Here is a 16,134-nt window from a genome sequence, read left to right as displayed (position 1 = left end):
CGAAAACGGGACGAGCCCGGCTGGTCCCTCGGATGCGAGGGGGCCGGGCTCGGAGGTTTGGGGAAAGGCGGCGGGACGGCCGGAGCCGCCCCGCGGGGATCATTCGGCGGCGATGAGCGCGGCCGGGTCTTCCTCGGCGGCCGGCTCGCCGTCGTCCCCGCCGCGCGCGGTGAGGAACTGCGGAAGCTCGATCACCTCGTCGGGCTCCGCCTGAATGGGCTCGACGGCGGTGTCGTCGGCCACCAGGCGCAGCGGCTCGGGCAGCCAGCCGGTCTCGGCCAGCAGGCGCTCGGCCTCCTTGGCCATATCGCCCTTCTTGAGGTGGTCGATGAGCTGGGCGCTGCGCTCGCCGGCGCCTTCACGGACGGCTTCGAGGATGCGGGCCTTGGTGACGCGGCCGAGATAGTTCGCCGAGGTCGGCCGCCAGCCGGCTTCGACCATGTCGAGACCGACGGCGCGCGCCAGGCGGTCAGCATGGGCGACGCGCTTGTCGAGGCTGTGCTGGGACAGGCCGGAACCGCCCAAGCGGTCGACCTTCTCGACCAGGGCGTTGACGCCGTAGCTGACGCAATGGGCGAGCAGCGCCAGGCGGCTGGCGTCGTCGAGGCCGGCGAGCCAGTCCCACAGCGCCTGGTCGTCGTCGGGAACGTCGGCCTGCCAGCCCTCGTGCCGCTCGGTCACGGACTTGGCCGAGGGGCTGTCCTTCAGGTCCTCGGCCTGGGCCGGGAAGAAGATGTGACGCACGGAGGCTTCGAGGCATCCGCCCCCGACCAGAGGCCGGCGGAAGGTGTCGCAGACCAGCTTGTGCAGCAGCGCGGTCAAAGCGACGTGCGGATTGCCGGCGACGGCGTCGCGCAGCGCGAGCGTGCGATGGGCGGTCAGCTCCGTCACCAGCCTCTCCGGCAGCGGCTTGATCGCGTCGTCCTCGTCCTCCTCCGGCTCGGCCGGCTGGCCGCCGATGGTGATGACGGCGCGCTGCACCGCCGGGATCGCGGTCTCGCCGCCCTCTGCCGTGGGCGCGTCCGGATCGGCCTCCGGCTCGACGGGCGCCTCGTCGCAGGGGCGGACATAGCCGCGGTCGATGTCGAGGGACCCGTCGGAATCGATGCTGATGAAGACGCCGGCCCGGGCGATGTCGTCCGCTTCGTAGAAGGCCGGGCGATTGTCGAAGCTCGCCAGCGCGGTCTCGATCTCGCCCAGGCGCTGGTCGATCTCGTCGGGCAGCTCGTCGGCGCCTTCATATTCGGCTTCGAGCCCGGCGTATTCCGCGTTCAGCGCCTCGATCGCCGCCTTCTCGTCGTCGCTCAGGTCCGTGGGCACGCCGACGACCTCGCGCAGGCCGTTGGTGACGCCATAGGGGAAGCTGACGGCGACCTCGATCCAGCGCCAGCCCTCGGCGGCGACGGTTTCAGCCGCGGTCTTGAGCTTGTCGGCGACGAGCCGGTCGAGCAGCGCGGGGTCCTGAAGCCAGCCGCCGTCGTCGGACTGGAAGAGATCGCGCATGATCGCGCCCCCGGCGGCCTCATAGGCATCGACGCCGACGAACACGGCGCGCTTGTCGGAGGCGCGCACCGTGCTCTCGGTGAGCATCCGCCGGATCTGATGCGGCTCTCTTGACCAGGCGCCCTTGATGGCGTCCCAGACCTGCTCCTGGCGCGCGTGGTCAGCCGAAACGGTAAACGCCATGAGCTGTTCGAGCGTCATGCCGTCCTCTTCGTAGACGGCGAGCAGCGTGGCCGAGACGGTGGCGAGGCGCAGACGCTGCTTGACCACCTGGACCGGCACGAAGTTGGCCGCGGCGATGTCCTCCTCCGGCATACCCTTCAGGCGCATGTCCTGGAAGGCGCGGAACTGGTCGAGGGGGTGAAGCGAGACGCGGTCCGTGTTCTCGGCGAAGGAGATCTCCTCGGCGAGGATGGGATCATCGGCGCTGCGGACGATGCAGGGCACCGGCGCGGTCTTGGCGAGGCGCTTCTGCTTGATGAGCTGGCCGAGCGCGCGGAAGCGGCGGCCGCCCGCCGGCACCTCGAACATGCCGGTCTCCTGGCCTTCGGCGTCGAGGATCGGCTTGACGTTGAGGCTCTGGATCAGGCCGCGGCGGGCAATGGAGGCCGCGAGGTCCTCGATCGAGACGCCGGCCTTGACGCGGCGGACATTCGCCTGGCTGAGCACGAGCTTGTTGAAAGGAATGTCGCGCGAGGACGACAGGATGATCTTCTGAACGGCAGTAGCCATCGGGATTTACTCCGCGACGGGCGGTCGTGAGACTCTCTCTCGACCTCCAACCCGTCACGAAAATCCCGTCCTCCCTCTCACTCTCTTCTGGCCGGCGCCTGCGGCCGCGGCGATCGGACCGAACTGGATACGTTCGTCACGCGAAGCCTCTGGCATTGACGAAAGGCGACTATAATAGTCGCCCTTGGCGGTGTGGCTGGAGAGGAAAACGAGCCCACCAGTTTCGCGCGTGTCGGATCGCCCGGCGCTCGGGGCGATCGGAGGAAGCGATGGACACGGTGGTGAAGGACGGCGCGCGGGCGCCATGGCGCGATTGGCTGGCGATGCTCGGACGCCGACGATCGCGGCCGAGACTGTCGAAGATGGAGCGCGCGCTGATCGGCGCCAACGGCAAGGCGCCGACAATGCTGGTGACCGCGCTGCAGGCGCGCGGCCATCTCGACGCTCGGGAATTTTCCGAGCTGTTCGGCATTTTCAGCGTCGTGGTCGGCGAGGATGATGACCTGGAGGGCATGATCCTCGCCGTCTGGGCGGGCCTGCTGAAGGACAGCGTGTCGTCGTAAACGGCGAGACGTGTAAAACCACAGACACGCCTGCACGGATTTACGTTTTTGCGGATCGGTCGGACCTCGCGCGGTAGACGGCGTGAAGCACACGTTCGGCCTCGCGGATGCCGCCGGTCTGGCGCGCTGCCTCGGCCCAGGCCGAGATCGGATAGAGGCCCTCGAACAGGATGTCGCGCTCGATACCGAGACCCAACGGCAGGCGCACGGCGATCACCTCGGCGAGGCTGAAGGAGCCGAGCTCGGGTTCGCCGAGATCGGCCAGGCCGAACAAGGTGTCGCCGTCCTCGTCGAGTTCGGTCGCGAGCCAGACGCCTGCGCCGAGGGGGTTGAAGAACTTGACCACGGGGATGTGGTCGGCGTCGCGGTCGCGACCGTTGGCCAGGAGCTGCTCGCGCAGCTCGTCGGTCAGGAGGATCATGCGGCCCTCCTGTCGATCGCGGGCTCGGCCGACAGCGCGGCCCCGTCGGCCGGCAGGAAGCCGAGCAGCCAGTCGGCTGCCTTGCTCGCCTGGCTGGCGGCGCGGACGATGGCGCGATTGTCCTCGCGCAGTACCTCCAGCCAGGAGCCGATATAGTCGGCGTGGCGAACGGTTGGCGTGATGCCGAGCGAGGCGCAGCAGAAGGCCGCGTTGATCTCGGCCACCAGCTCCTCGAACGCATATTTCCTGCTGCCGAAGCTGCCGGACAGGTCTCGGCCGACGCGGGACGGATGGCCCGTGGCGTGGCCGCATTCGTGCAGCGCCGTGCGGTGCCAGTTGATGGGCTCGAAATAGGCCTGCGGCGGTGGGACCTGCACGAAGTCCGCGCCCGGCGCATAGAAAGCGCGATTGCCGCCGATGCGGAAGTCGATGCCGGTCGCCTTGATGAGCGCCTCGATGCGCGGCTCGATGAGGCCGGGGGCCGGCGGCGGGACTGAAGGTGCGAGATCCTCGGGCAGGTTTTCGCACTGAGCGGTGTTGAAGACGGTGAAGCGCTTCAGGAACGGGATCGCCGCGGCTTCCTCGCCGGTCTCGCGGGCGCGCTTTCTCTCGTCGTTTGGAACGAAGCGGTCGGCATAAACGACGGTCGTGCCGCGTTCGCCCTTCCTGACATTGCCGCCGAGGCCGAGCGCTTGGCGGAAGGTGAGCCAGCTCTGGCCGGGGAAGCCGTGCTCGATCACGGCGCCCCAGAGGATCAGGACGTTGATCCCGGAATAGCCGCGCTGGGTCGCCGCGTTTCTCGGCATGGCGAGCGGCGCCTTCGCTGCCGACGTACCCCAGGGCTGAACCCAGGGAAGCCGGCCTTCCTCCAGCTCGGCGATGATCTTGCCTGTGATATCTTCGTAGAGGCTCGTCCGGTCCGATCCGGCGCGAGCTTGGGCGGTATTTCTGGACATCGCGGTTCTCCGCGACGGGCGCTGGAGACCTCTTCTCCAGCCCTCAACCCGTCACGGAAACCCGGTCCGCACTCTCACTCTCCCAGGGGGCGTTGCGGGGTCTCCCCGCAGAAGGGGTCGGCCGAGACCTCGGGCTCGGCCGCAGGGGAAGGCTTTCCCCTCCCGACGCGGTCGACCGGCGGGCAGCGACGCGCCTTCTGGATCGGCATGGCCAGTTCGTGCCTGGCGCGCGGCCGCTCGATCCGGTGCCGAATGATCGTGACGTTGCGCCAGCTTGGACGCTTCGGCCGACAGGGACCGATTGAGAATAAGAACGTGCCCGGCAGTTTCCTGCCGAGCACACTGTCGCGACCCTTGGGGTAATTTCGCTGCCGTACCGGCGGTGCCGCCGTCGGGCAATGTCATTAATCCGGCAATTTCGGCCACGGGCTCAGAGCAGCGCGGGTTGGTCCTCAGCGGCGCGCAGGCGTTTGACCCGGTAGCTGCCCGCCGGCTGCGGCTGAAGCAGCTCGCCCTCGGCGATGCTGTGGTCGAGCCAGGCCATCCGCCGGTCGCGGGTCAGCACCGCCATCTGGCGGTCGTGGTATGGCGCAACGTCGTCGTTCGCAACCGTCGTCAGGATGGCGTAGGATTCCGGCCAGTCCCTAGACGCCGGGCGCCAGATGCCCGCGAAATAGAAGAAGTCGCCGCTGACCAGTGAGAAGCTGTAGCTCTTGCCCTGGCTGCGGTGGCGAAATTCCGAGGCCGGCACGAGGCAGCGGTGATCGGGGAACACGCGGTCCTCGGCGCGGATGACGGTGAAGGGACGGCTGTCCCCCTCGCGGGGCTTCAGGCCCCACGGCAGCTTCACCATCTCAACATCGCCTCTGTCGCGTCTTATGATTATCCGGAGGGTGTCGAGCGGCGCGTCGAAATCAAACGGTGTCGCGCTCATAATATGCGAACATAGCAAGAACACGGTTTCAGCGCAATCGCGACCGAGATGGAGGATGGATGTGCAATGACTATCGTTTGAAGGTCGACGTGGCGTCGATCGTCGAGGATTTCGCGGACTTGAAGATCAAGATCCGGTTTGGCGATGGCACGCCGAACGTCGAGGCGCGAGACGACATCAAGATTACCGATGTTGGGCCGATCATCCGCACGGTCGAGGGCGCGCACGGCGAAGGCGACCTGGTGCAGCGGCGATGGAGCTGGCCGGGCCAGAACAAGCGCCCGGTGTACAATTTTCGCTCGGAGGGGCGCGAGTTCACCTCGAACCGCTGCCTGATCCTGGCCGATGGGTTTTACGAGTTCACCGATCCAACCGAGAAGGGAAAGAAGCGGAAGGACAAGTGGCTGTTCACGCGCAAGGACCAGCCGCTCTTTTGCATTGCGGGCATCTGGCGGGAGACGCAGGACGTCGGAGAAGCCTGGACGATGCTGACGATGGAGCCCGGGCCCGACATCGCCCCGTATCATGACCGGCAGATCGTCATCCTCGAACGGGACGCTTGGGCCGACTGGCTCGATCCGTCCGTGCCGGCGCAGTCGCTGATCCGACCGTTGGCGGCGGGTTCGCTGACGGTCGAACAGGTCGGCTAGGCTTGGTCGGTCGGGGCGCCAGCCGGCGGCTTTGCGGCTTGCGGATAGTGCGTCGCCATCCAGCGCTGCTTGAACTTGGCGAACGCGAGCCGGCTTGGAATGGCCCGATCCCAATCGGCCGGAAAGAACAGATTGAGCTGCTCACCGACTTGTACGGCAAGCCTGCCCATCTCTGAGATCACCGCCTCCAGCGCCGTTGCTTCCATGAAAGGGCCAATCACGGCGTCGCCGTCGCGCTGCGGCCGCATCATGAAGGCGGATTTCATGGTGGGGTGTCCGGCGAGTTCGGAGAATAGCTCATACATCTCGAAGCGCTTCTTCGAGGTGACGCCGTCGCGCTTGTCGAGCGCCTCTCGGACCTTCACGGGCGCGAATTCATCCCTGCGCGCTTTCTTGTCGGCGAAGCGCCATCGCTCGATCAGGCTGCGGTCGCCGGCGAAGTAGTCGATGAGGAAGACCGTTTCCAGCACGTCGCGCAGGATGAGCGCGGCGTTCTGGTGATAGCCGGAGAGCGTCAGGTTCAGGCTTGCGCCGAAGGCGTTGAAGGTCCGCATCCCGAGTATTTGGATAACCTTTAAATCCTCGTCGGTGGTGTCGAACTGGCGCAGGACATCGGCGAGGTCCATAGCCGCCTCGGTGATGGCGAGGTGCTGTTGCAGCAGCGTATTGGCGCCGATGATCTCAAGCGCCTTGCCGCGGAAGAATTCCTCGCCTTTGTGGAGGCCGGCGAGCTTCGACAGGATCGGGTCGGGAGTATTGGACATGGCGGACTTTCCGGCTTCTCGGCCGCGTTGGTTGATCTAGCCTTCGGCGAGGCCGCCGTGGCGATCGAGCACCTTGGTCAAGACGTCGTTCGCGGTCGTGAAATTCCCGAGTTGGCCCTTGAGCTTGTAGCGCCACTTGTCGCCATGGAAGAGGTTGTTTCGGAAGCGGAAGACGATAATGAGGATGGCGGCCATGAGATTGCGCGGATCATTGTCGCTGCCGTCGATCACAGCACGCACGAGCGGCTCCCGGTCGGGGTTGCGGAGCTTCAGACCCGCGAATTCGCCGGTGACTGTTCCGTTTGCGAAGTAGCGGTTGCGGAAATAGGCCAATTCCGGCGCGAAGGCGGCTGTGTCGAGCGTATTGGCGTTGTGCCAGCTCTCGACGGCGGCGCAGATTTTTGCGGCGTTGCCTTCGGTGTTGAGAATGCGATTCTCAAACAGGCTCCAAAGCAGCGAGAAGTCCGCGATCGCGTTCTGCTCTGCTTCCGACAGTTCATCAAATCCAGGCGCTTTCGCCTTGAGCCATTCCATTACTTTGGTCATGGTTGTTCTTATCGCAATACTGTGGATTCGTGTAGAGCGGGTGGCGCGTCATCCACGATAGAGCGTCGCCGCGTCGATGCCGATCTCGACGATCTCCGTTCCCAGATAAGCGTAAACGGGCAAATCCGGAAAAGCGGCGAGCACTTCCTTGAGCGTGACCGGCTGAGCCACCACGATCGGATCGCTGTGGCCCATGAGCGCCACGTCGTAATCGGGGTGCTCCATCAGGTCGACTATCTTCGCGACTTCCAGGGGTTCGAGAAGGTTGACGAAGATGCCGATGGTGTCGGCGTCGATGACGGTCGATTCATTATAGTCCGAGGAGCTGGCGAAGGTGTCCATCACGGCCTTGCGCGAGAATGGGGCGCCGAGGCCGGTGCGCCTGCCATTCGCGTCCGGGCTCGTGCCGACATCGGTCGGGTGCGCCGACGTGACCGAGACGGTCGATCGCGGCTTCAGCACGATGCCGATCGCGCCGAAGGTCTTGGCGTGGCCCGGCCAGATGAGCGAGCAGCTCACGTCGCCGGCGCCGGTGTCGCAGAGGTCGATCGCATAGCGGAGATCGTCGGGGAAGAGCCGGCCGCCTGGCCCGACATCGCCTTTGCCCGGGCGCGAGCAATGGACGATCAGCGCGTTACGTGACGCCAGTAGTTCGATCAGCTCTTCATAAGTCATGGCGGCCCCGTCGCGTGCGAGTCTCTCGATGTCAGTGGAAGTCCCTGCTTTTTACACGAATAGTATCGATGTGCAGGTCGGGAATGTAGATGTCGCGCGTGCGCAAGCCCTTGGGCGGCAGCTCGCGCGGATCGGGGCCGGAGCCGCCATTTCGGACCTGGTCACCGCGGCCGTGCGGCAGCGGGAACGCCACGTCACGGCTGCCGACGCTGGCGAGGTCGGCCGAAAGATCGGTGATGCGCTGGGCGACCAAGTGGACGACGTCGCCCTCGCGCTGGATGCGACCGCGCACCGCCATCATGCTGGCCGAAAGGACGGCGCGGCGGTGCTGCTCGAAGACCTTCGCCCAGACCACGAGATTGGCGATGCCCGTCTCGTCCTCCAGCGTGATGAACATGACCCCTTTGGCGCTGCCCGGGCGCTGGCGGACGAGGACAATGCCGGCGGCCTCCAGCCAGCGGCCGTCCTTCGCGCCCATCGCGTCGGCGCAAGAGACGATGCGCCGGCGCCGGAGATCCTCGCGCAGGAAGCTGAGCGGATGCGCTCGGAGCGTCAGCCCGACATTGCCGTAGTCCTCGACAACCTCGCTCCCGGCGGTCATCGGCCGCAGCGCCACGGCCGGCTCGTCGACCTCGGGTACGACCGCAGCTTCGCGAGCAGCGGCTGCGGCGAACAAGGGTAGCGGTTCGTCCCGCAAGGCACGGATGGCCCAGAGCGACTCGCGGCGGGCAAGCCCAAGCGCCGGGCGGAAGGCGTCGGCCTTGGCGAGTTGCACGAGCGCGGCCGAAGGCACGCCGCAGCGGCGCCAGAGATCATCGACGGAGGCGAAGGGCTGGTCGGCCCGCGCCGCGACGATCTTGCCGCCGTGGGCGTTGGCAAGGCCCTTGACCATCCGCAGGCCGAGACGCACGGCGAACCGGCTGTCGTCCTCGGTCGGCTCCAGAGCGCAGTCCCAGCGCGAGCGATTGACGCAGACAGGTCGCACCTCGACGTCATGTTCGAGCGCGTCCCTAACGATTTGCGCGGGCGCGTAGAAGCCCATGGGCTGAGCGTTCAGCAAGGCCGTGGCGAAGATGTCCGGATGCCAGCATTTGAGCCAGGCGCTGGCATAGGCGATCAAGGCGAAGGAAGCGGCGTGGCTCTCCGGAAACCCGTATGAGCCGAACCCTTCGAGCTGTTTGAACGTGGCCTCGGCGAAGTCGCGCTCGTAGCCATTGCTGACCATTCCATCGACGAGTTTCTTCTGAAAGGCTGACACGCCCCCCGTGAATTTGAACGTCGCCATGGATTTGCGGAGCCGGTCGGCTTCGCCCGGCGTGAAGCCGGCGCACTCGATCGCGACCCGCATCGCTTGCTCTTGAAAAAGCGGAATGCCCAGCGTTTTTCCGAGCACCTTTTCCAGCTCCGGCTTTGGATAGACAACAGGCTCGAGCCCCTCCCGGCGGCGGAGGTAAGGATGGACCATGTCACCCTGGATCGGTCCCGGCCGAACGATCGCGACCTGAACGACCAGATCGTAATAGCTCCGGGGCTTCAGTCGCGGGAGCATGGACATTTGCGCCCGGGATTCGATTTGGAATGTCCCGAGGGTGTCGGCGCGCCGGATCATGGCAAAAGTGCGAGGGTCTTCTGCCGGGATGGAGGCGAGATCGAGATTGATGCCCTTGCGCTCGGCGAGCATGTCGAGGCCGAGCTTCATGGCGGTCAACATGCCCAAGGCCAGGATGTCGACTTTCATAAAGCGCAGGGAGTCGATGTCGTCTTTGTCCCATTCAATCACCTGCCTCGCGTCCATTGCAGCGGGCTCGATCGGCACCAGCTCGTCGAGCCTGTCCTGGGTCAAGACGAAGCCTCCCGGGTGCTGGGACAAGTGCCGGGGCGCGCCCATGAGCTGGCGTGCGAGATCGAGCGTCAGGCGCAGCCGCCGGTCTTTGAGATCGAGATTGAGACCTTCGACGTGCTTAGACTCGACGCCTTCCGACCAGCCCCAGACTTGGCTCGACAGCGTCTTGGTGAGGTCCTCGGTGAGGCCGAGGGCCTTGCCGACATCCCTGAGCGCGCCTTTCGTCCTATACCTGATGACCGTCGAGCAGAGAGCGGCCCGATCTCGGCCGTAGGTGTCGAACACCCACTGCATGATGATCTCACGCCGGGCATGCTCGAAATCGACGTCGATGTCCGGCGGCTCGCGGCGTTCCTCCGAGACAAATCGCTCAAACAACAGGTCATTGCGGCCGGGGTCGATTGAGGTGATGCCGAGCACGTAGCACACCGCCGAATTGGCGGCCGAACCGCGGCCCTGGCAGAGGATGTCCTTGGATCGCGCGAAGCGGACGATGCTGTTGACGGTCAGGAAATACGGCGCGTACTCAAGCTTGGCGATCAGGCCCAGCTCATGGTGGAGCGAGGCGCGCACTTCGTCGGGCACGCCCTCGGGGTAGCGCGCGTCGGCGCCTTCCCAGGTCAGCTTTTCCAACGTCTCCTGCGGGGACAGCGTCGGGTCGTCGCGCTCCTCCGGATATTGATAGGTCAGCTCGCGCAGATCGAACCGGCAACGGTCGGCGATCTCGATCGAGCGGGCGACTGCCTCCGGATTGCGCGGGAAGAGCCGGAACATCTCGGCGGGCGGTTTCAGGTAGCGGTCGCCATACTCGCGGTGATCGCCGATTTCGTCGATGGTGATGTTGTGCCGAATGCAGGTCACCACGTCCTGGAGCATGCGCCGCTCGGGGGCATGGTAAAGCACGTCGTTGGTGACGACAGTCGGCACGCGCATCCGCGCGGCGAGCGTCGCCAGTTCATGGATGCGGAGCTGGTCATTCGGCCGGCGCTGCAGGGTAAGTGCGAGATAAGCCCGGTCGTCGAACGCCGCGCGCAGCCTGCGCAGACGAAGGCCGCAGGTCTCGTCGGCCTGGTCGGTGACGAGGATGGCGATCAAGCCGTCGCCATAGGCGACGACATCGTCCCATTCGAGGATGCACTTCGCCTTGCCCCCGCGCGTCTTTCCGAGCGAGAGCAGCCGGCAGAGGCGCCCATACGCGGCGCGGTCGGTCGGATAGACCAACACCGACATGCCATCGGAAAGATCCAAGCGACATCCAACGATTAGGCGTACGCCCGTCGCCTTTGCGGCCTCCATGGCGCGCACGATGCCGGCGAGCGAATTGCGATCTGCGATCGCCAGCGCCTCGATGCCCTGCGCGGCCGCCTGGGCGAACAGCTCGTCGCAGGAGGACGCCCCTCGCAGAAACGAGAAATGCGACGTGACCTGCAGCTCGACGTAGCGGCTCGCGCTCATCCGAATATCCCGTGGATGAACCAGCGCTGCGAGCCGGTGTTCGGGTCTTCGCCGTCGCCGGACCGATAGACCCAGAAACGCTCGCCGCTGTCGTCCTCGATCCTGAAATAGTCACGCACGGCGGTGGTCTCGGCGTCGCGCAGCCACCATTCGCCCCGGATGCGCTCGGGCCCATCTGCCCGGCGCACCCGCCGGCGGATTCCCCGCCAGGTGAAGGACACCGGCGGGTGGTCCGGCAGCAGGGCCATGGTCTCGATCGGTTCGGGCGGCGTCAGCAGGCGCGAGGGGCGCGGCCAGCGGCTCGTCCAGGTCGCGCCGGTCTCCGGGGCCATGGGCGGAATGCGGCAGACGGAGCGCTCGGGGACCTCGGTCGCCACCGGCTGGGCGCGGTAGAGGCTGTGCTCGCCGACGCGGTTGATGAGGGTGTCGACCAAGTCGGATACGTCCGGCACTCCGTCGTCGACCATGGCGGTCAGGGTTTGCTTCTCGGTGAGCGGCTCAGCGAGCGTCGCCGTCAAGCTGAGCACCTCGATGCCGAAACCGGGCTCGATGGTCTCGATCTTGTCGCAGAGCAGCCGGGTCAGCCGCTTGGCGTCACGCACAGGCAGCGCCGTGCCGACACGCACGGCTTGGCGGTGATTGTCGACGCGGTGACAGATGAGGTCGAGCCGCTTGGCGCCGAGGCCCTTAGCCTCCAGCTCAGCGCAGAGCTGGACCACCAGCTTGCCGATATAACGGGCGATGGTCTCGGCGGCTGAGATCGGTTCCGCGAAATTGCGCTTCACCTGGATCAACTCCTCCGGCCGGATAGGCTCGATCGGCTCGCTGAGCTTTCCGGCGGCTTGGTCGAGCCTGCGCCCCAATTGCGGGCCGAAGCGTAGCGTCAGCGGCGCGCGCGGTTGGGCCAGGAGATCGGTGACCCGCTCGAAGCCGAGGACGTGCAGCGCCTCCAGCATTTCGGCCGGCAGACGCAACGCCGCCAGCGGCAGGCGGCCGAGGATGGCCGCGCCGTGGCCGGTGGGGGCGACGATGGTCGGCTTGTCGACATAGCGCGCGATGGCGTGCGCAGCGCCCCAGGTGTCGGCGACGGCGGCGCGAGTGCGCACACCGGAGGCCGCGAGCCGGTCGACCAGGCCGGTGAGCATGGCCGCTTCGCCGCCGTGGAGGTGATCGGCGCCGGTGGAATCGATGACGATGCCGTCGGGCGGGTCGGCGGCGGCGATCGGCGCATAGCGCCGGAGTATCCAGAGCGCGAGCCGGTCGAGGGCCTCGGCGTCGCCGCGTGCGTCATGGGGATGGACGATGAGGCCGGGCGTGAGAACGCGAGCTTTGGTCGCCGGCATTCCGACGCGCACCCCGGCGGCCTGGGCCGCCGCGTCCGCCGCCAGCACGACCTCCCTTCTTCCGTCACGGCCAATCAGGACGAGCGGCGCCTCAACCGGAGGCGCCGCGTCGCCGGCCTTCCGCCGATGCCGGTCGATCGACCAACTCGGCAGGAAGAGCGAGACGACCCGCTGCATCACACGCCTCCATCACAAAATCTGCACTTTCGCCCGCGCGGGCGCGGATCAACTCGACCAGCCAGCGGTGTCGGCCGACGCCGGGGACCGGCAGCGCCGCCGAGGGCATGACCGAGATGCGCCATCGCGTTGAGGCGGCCGTGGGTTGGCCGAAATCGGCGGCCTCGGTCTGGCGCCGCCAACGCCGGAGCGCGATGCTGACGGTGCCGCTCTCCTCAGCGCAGAGCTGGAGCCTGCGCGAGGCGGTCATGTCGAGCCGGGTGACCTCGCCGACAACCGCGCCGAGTCCACCATGGCGCAATCCCTCTTCCAGGCAGGCCAGAACGGTCTTGTCGTTGCCGGCCTCTACATAGATGACCCGATCGGGCGCGAGGCCCGCCTGAGCTAGCGCCGGGGCGAACAGGTCCTGCCGGGTGATGACCCACAGCACCTTGCCGCGCGTCCTGGCAGCGATGCCAGCAGCGAACAGCGCGGCGGCAGCGCCGTCAATCGCGCCGTTGCCGCCGCCCGCAATCTCGTGCAGGGCGCCGAGCGCGAGGCCCTTGCTGGGAAGACGCGAGTCCATATCGGAGATCCCGAACGGGAGCACCGATTGAACGCGCCGGCCTCTGCCTTCTATCTTCTCGATCTGCGCGCGCAACGACTCTATGGCGGGGCTCGGCCGCAATTCCTTTGTTGACCTCCGGGGACGGGTTCAGCATCATGTTCGCTATTTGTTCTGTTTTTGATGCCCAAGAGTCAAGGCGATTTCGTAGCCGCTCGTGATTCAGATGGCCTTGTCGCGGAGCCAGAACGACAGGCCGGCGTTTGCCAACCACATATCCCTCTAAGCAAGGGACTGAACGGCTGGGCGCGAAATGGCCCGCCGACGTGCGTCGCCCGTCGACGATCAACGGGGGGCGCTGTTCGATCCGCGGCGGCGGTTCGGGGGCAAGTTCCGCTGTGATCCGGCGCGGACCTGCTTTGCGTCAAAGACCGCCAAGGCTCATGTATTTGACCTGCAGATATTCTTCGATGCCGAGCACGGAGCCCTCGCGACCGATCCCGCTGTCCTTGACGCCTCCGAACGGCGCAACTTCCGTGGTGATGAGGCCTTCGTTGACGCCAACCATACCGGCTTCGAGCGCGCGTCCGACCCGGAATGCGCGCGCCAGATCGCGGGTGTAGAAATATGCGGCAAGGCCGAATTCGGATGCGTTCGCAGCTTCGATCGCCTCGGCCTCATCCGTGAAGGGGAACAGTGCCGCGACCGGACCGAAAGTCTCTTCGCGCGCTAGCAGCATCGCGGCGTTCGCGTTCCGGATAACCGTAGGCTCGTAAAAGGTGCCGCCAAGCTCATGGGGCTTGCCGCCGGTGAGGATCACGCCGCCGTGCCCGACAGCGTCCGATACATGGGCTTCTACCTTTGCTATGGCCGCTTCGTTGATCAGCGGACCCTGGACGACGCCATCGTCGAACCCTGAGCCGACCTTCATCTCCCGAACACGTTCTGTCAGCCGGGCAGCGAACTCCTCATAAACGCCATCCTGGACGTAGAAGCGGTTGGTGCAGACGCAGGTCTGACCGCTGTTACGATACTTGCCCGCGATAGCACCCTCGACGGCCTGATCGATGTCGGCATCGTCGAACACGATGAAGGGCGCGTTTCCGCCGAGTTCCATTGAGAGCTTTTTCATTGTGTCGGCGGACTGCTGGTAAAGCAGTTTTCCGACGCGCGTAGACCCGGTAAAGGTCAGCTTGCGCACGAGCGGGTTGGAGGTCAGCTCACCGCCGATCGCCTTGCTGTCGCCGGTCACGACGTTGACGACGCCAGCGGGCAGACCCGCCTTCTCGGCGATCACCGCATAGACGAGCCCGCAATAAGGCGTCAGCTCCGACGGCTTGACGATAACGGTGCAGCCGGCGGCGAGCGCGGGCGCGATCTTGCGCGAAAGCATCGACATCGGGAAATTCCAGGGTGAGATAGCGGCGACCACACCCACCGGTTCCCGGGTGATGAGAATCTGATTGTTCTTCCAGGGCGACGGGATGATCTCTCCATTGATGCGCCGGGCCTCTTCACCGAACCACTGTACGTAGTTCGCGCTCAGCAGGACCTCGGTGCGGGCCTCGGCTAGCGGCTTGCCTTGCTCGAGCGTCAGCATTGACGCAAGCAGCTCGACATTCTCGCGCATGATCGCGGCCATCCGCAGCAAGGCCGCCGCGCGCTCAGAGGCCAGAGTTTGGGACCAAGACTTGAAAGCCACGTGTGCCGCCTCGATCGCGGCCCTGGTTTCTGTCGCCCCCGACCAGGCAATGGTGCCAATTACGGTTCCCGTGGCAGGGTCGGACACATCCTGGGTGGCGCCGTTGTCAGCGGCGCGCCAGTCGCCACCGATCGCGTTGACTTCCCTCAGCCAGCCGTCAGCCCTGAGCATTTCAAGAAGGGGGGTGTCCATCTCAGACTCCATATCTCGGCGTCGGCTTTCTTGCGGCGCGCATCATGATTGAGAGGAGAAGCACCGTGCTTCTTCCGTGTTTCCAACGTAAGCCCAACTGGCTATGTCTTAAATGTCAAATAGGCGGCAATTTCTGACATGCGCCGGCTGGCAGCGTCTGACCCGACGCGCGCCTCGGAATGCGCCTGTGACGGGGTCACGATCCTTGAACTACCGCGGGCTCATATGCGCCCATCTCGGCAAGGTCCGCTCCGCTCAGAGGCGTAGGGAGGGGCGTGGGCGAGCACCGCCTGGGTAGGGATTGTGAGTTTGTTGCTTATCGCGCCAGCAACAGCACCCCGGTTACGGCGAGCACTAGTCCGAGCGCCTTTATCGGCGTCACCGCCTCACCGAGCACAAACACACCAAGCACCGAACCGCCGACGATGAACATGCCATAGATCGGGACGACGACGCTTGCGGGCCCTAGTGACAACGCGCGAAAGAGCGAACTGACCGCGATCGTCAGCGCCGCCCCGGCAGCCAGTGTCCAAAGACCGTCTGTGCTGCGGAAGGAAGTAACGACCTGGCGGCCCCACATCCCTGCCGAAAGGGTGATGATCCACACGCTAACGGCCACAATCAACACCGAAACCGCCAGCACGTTGAAAGCCGGAAGCACATGATTGCGCGTCGCAAGTTTCACGAAGAGAGTTGTGGCGGAATAGCTCGCCATCCCGAGCAGCGCCCAACTGATGTAGTTCATTTCCATGGTCTTGCCGGTCCTTTCCCCTATCCGGGTCCAAGGCGACCGAGACCGGGAACTGCACAATGGCATCTTGTTGAGAACATGCCCGGTGTCCCCCGGCCGAAGCCGGGGGATAGGTCGGGCTCAGCTTTGAGCCTGCTCGTTCAGCTTGGCGACGAGGGCGTCGCCGAAGGCCGGAGCCGACATCGGCTGCTGGCCGGTAATCAGTTCGCGATCGACGACCACGTTGGGATGCCAGTTGGCGATGCTCTCGACCCGCGCGCCGGCTTCAGCGAGCGCGTTGACCGGATAGAACTGGACGTTGCCGCCAAGGCCGCTCGGGCCTTCCAGCGCCTGTTCCTCACCCGTCGAGAACACCGTCACGCGGTAGCCGGCATAGGGCCAGC

The 16,134-nt window shown here is 65.8% G+C and carries 14 protein-coding genes and 1 pseudogene; 2 read left to right on the top strand and 13 right to left on the bottom strand.

Annotated elements, in window-relative coordinates; translation table 11 throughout:
- Positions 1 to 99 precede the first annotated feature (99 nt).
- Entirely contained in the window at positions 100 to 2,235 is a 2,136-nt protein-coding gene (locus ABKW30_RS28675; protein WP_348602380.1) for a ParB/RepB/Spo0J family partition protein, read from the bottom strand.
- 269 nt (positions 2,236 to 2,504) lie between these two features.
- On the opposite strand from ABKW30_RS28675, the gene ABKW30_RS28670 reads away from it, so the two are divergent.
- Entirely contained in the window at positions 2,505 to 2,798 is a 294-nt protein-coding gene (locus tag ABKW30_RS28670; protein ID WP_348602379.1) for a hypothetical protein, read from the top strand.
- 40 nt (positions 2,799 to 2,838) lie between these two features.
- Here ABKW30_RS28670 and ABKW30_RS28665 read toward each other — a convergent pair whose 3' ends face one another.
- The 3 genes from ABKW30_RS28665 to ABKW30_RS28655 form a co-directional block, all read right to left on the bottom strand.
- Positions 2,839 to 3,219: a DUF2958 domain-containing protein gene (locus ABKW30_RS28665; RefSeq protein WP_348602378.1), complete on the bottom strand. Its 381-nt coding sequence runs from the start codon at positions 3,217 to 3,219 to the stop codon at positions 2,839 to 2,841.
- A complete protein-coding gene (locus tag ABKW30_RS28660) occupies positions 3,216 to 4,175 on the bottom strand; it encodes a zincin-like metallopeptidase domain-containing protein (RefSeq protein WP_348602377.1) in 960 nt (319 codons plus the stop codon). The genes ABKW30_RS28665 and ABKW30_RS28660 overlap by 4 nt, the downstream gene beginning before the upstream one ends.
- A 430-nt stretch (positions 4,176 to 4,605) precedes the next feature.
- Positions 4,606 to 5,112, bottom strand: a complete 507-nt coding sequence (locus ABKW30_RS28655; protein ID WP_348602421.1) for an SOS response-associated peptidase — start codon at positions 5,110 to 5,112, stop codon at positions 4,606 to 4,608.
- 56 nt (positions 5,113 to 5,168) lie between these two features.
- Here ABKW30_RS28655 and ABKW30_RS28650 point away from each other — a divergent pair, with 56 nt between their 5' ends.
- Positions 5,169 to 5,759, top strand: coding sequence for an SOS response-associated peptidase (locus ABKW30_RS28650; RefSeq protein ID WP_348602376.1), 591 nt, complete (start codon positions 5,169 to 5,171; stop codon positions 5,757 to 5,759).
- On the opposite strand, the gene ABKW30_RS28645 is transcribed toward ABKW30_RS28650, so the two are convergent.
- The 9 genes and pseudogenes from ABKW30_RS28645 to ABKW30_RS28605 all read right to left on the bottom strand — a co-directional run.
- Positions 5,756 to 6,523, bottom strand: coding sequence for a hypothetical protein (locus tag ABKW30_RS28645; protein ID WP_348602375.1), 768 nt, complete (start codon positions 6,521 to 6,523; stop codon positions 5,756 to 5,758). The two genes, ABKW30_RS28650 and ABKW30_RS28645, sit on opposite strands and share 4 nt — an antisense overlap.
- Positions 6,524 to 6,559: 36 nt before the next feature.
- Positions 6,560 to 7,069, bottom strand: coding sequence for a hypothetical protein (locus tag ABKW30_RS28640; RefSeq protein ID WP_348602374.1), 510 nt, complete (start codon positions 7,067 to 7,069; stop codon positions 6,560 to 6,562).
- Positions 7,070 to 7,117: 48 nt separating this feature from the next.
- Positions 7,118 to 7,744: a hypothetical protein gene (locus tag ABKW30_RS28635; protein ID WP_348602373.1), complete on the bottom strand. Its 627-nt coding sequence runs from the start codon at positions 7,742 to 7,744 to the stop codon at positions 7,118 to 7,120.
- Between the two features lie 31 nt (positions 7,745 to 7,775).
- Entirely contained in the window at positions 7,776 to 11,042 is a 3,267-nt protein-coding gene (locus ABKW30_RS28630; RefSeq protein ID WP_348602372.1) for an error-prone DNA polymerase, read from the bottom strand.
- Positions 11,039 to 12,562, bottom strand: coding sequence for a DNA polymerase Y family protein (locus ABKW30_RS28625; protein WP_348602371.1), 1,524 nt, complete (start codon positions 12,560 to 12,562; stop codon positions 11,039 to 11,041). The genes ABKW30_RS28630 and ABKW30_RS28625 overlap by 4 nt, the downstream gene beginning before the upstream one ends.
- A complete protein-coding gene (locus ABKW30_RS28620) occupies positions 12,477 to 13,229 on the bottom strand; it encodes a damage-inducible protein (RefSeq protein WP_348602370.1) in 753 nt (250 codons plus the stop codon). The genes ABKW30_RS28625 and ABKW30_RS28620 overlap by 86 nt, the downstream gene beginning before the upstream one ends.
- 301 nt (positions 13,230 to 13,530) lie before the next feature.
- Positions 13,531 to 15,000: an NAD-dependent succinate-semialdehyde dehydrogenase gene (locus ABKW30_RS28615; RefSeq protein ID WP_348602369.1), complete on the bottom strand. Its 1,470-nt coding sequence runs from the start codon at positions 14,998 to 15,000 to the stop codon at positions 13,531 to 13,533.
- Between the two features lie 316 nt (positions 15,001 to 15,316).
- Complete coding sequence (locus ABKW30_RS28610; protein WP_348602368.1) at positions 15,317 to 15,751, bottom strand: EamA family transporter; 435 nt, start codon at positions 15,749 to 15,751, stop codon at positions 15,317 to 15,319.
- Between the two features lie 120 nt (positions 15,752 to 15,871).
- Positions 15,872 to 16,134: pseudogene (locus ABKW30_RS28605) on the bottom strand (type 1 glutamine amidotransferase domain-containing protein); the annotation flags it as partial.

The sequence above is a fragment of the Phyllobacterium sp. SB3 genome, from assembly GCF_040009165.1.
In the GTDB taxonomy this organism is placed as follows: domain Bacteria; phylum Pseudomonadota; class Alphaproteobacteria; order Rhizobiales; family Rhizobiaceae; genus Phyllobacterium.
The sequence above is the reverse complement of the archived record's forward strand: the minus strand, read 5'-3'. Positions and strand labels throughout refer to the sequence as shown.

What these genes read in the sequence shown, in the direction of transcription:
- ABKW30_RS28675 (WP_348602380.1), bottom strand. Translation starts at nt 2,235, where the DNA reads ATGGCTACTGCCGTTCAGAAGATCATCCTGTCGTCCTCGCGCGACATT.
- ABKW30_RS28670 (WP_348602379.1), top strand. Translation starts at nt 2,505, where the DNA reads ATGGACACGGTGGTGAAGGACGGCGCGCGGGCGCCATGGCGCGATTGG.
- ABKW30_RS28665 (WP_348602378.1), bottom strand. Translation starts at nt 3,219, where the DNA reads ATGATCCTCCTGACCGACGAGCTGCGCGAGCAGCTCCTGGCCAACGGT.
- ABKW30_RS28660 (WP_348602377.1), bottom strand. Translation starts at nt 4,175, where the DNA reads ATGTCCAGAAATACCGCCCAAGCTCGCGCCGGATCGGACCGGACGAGC.
- ABKW30_RS28650 (WP_348602376.1), top strand. Translation starts at nt 5,169, where the DNA reads ATGTGCAATGACTATCGTTTGAAGGTCGACGTGGCGTCGATCGTCGAG.
- ABKW30_RS28645 (WP_348602375.1), bottom strand. Translation starts at nt 6,523, where the DNA reads ATGTCCAATACTCCCGACCCGATCCTGTCGAAGCTCGCCGGCCTCCAC.
- ABKW30_RS28640 (WP_348602374.1), bottom strand. Translation starts at nt 7,069, where the DNA reads ATGACCAAAGTAATGGAATGGCTCAAGGCGAAAGCGCCTGGATTTGAT.
- ABKW30_RS28635 (WP_348602373.1), bottom strand. Translation starts at nt 7,744, where the DNA reads ATGACTTATGAAGAGCTGATCGAACTACTGGCGTCACGTAACGCGCTG.
- ABKW30_RS28630 (WP_348602372.1), bottom strand. Translation starts at nt 11,042, where the DNA reads ATGAGCGCGAGCCGCTACGTCGAGCTGCAGGTCACGTCGCATTTCTCG.
- ABKW30_RS28625 (WP_348602371.1), bottom strand. Translation starts at nt 12,562, where the DNA reads ATGCAGCGGGTCGTCTCGCTCTTCCTGCCGAGTTGGTCGATCGACCGG.
- ABKW30_RS28615 (WP_348602369.1), bottom strand. Translation starts at nt 15,000, where the DNA reads ATGGACACCCCCCTTCTTGAAATGCTCAGGGCTGACGGCTGGCTGAGG.
- ABKW30_RS28610 (WP_348602368.1), bottom strand. Translation starts at nt 15,751, where the DNA reads ATGGAAATGAACTACATCAGTTGGGCGCTGCTCGGGATGGCGAGCTAT.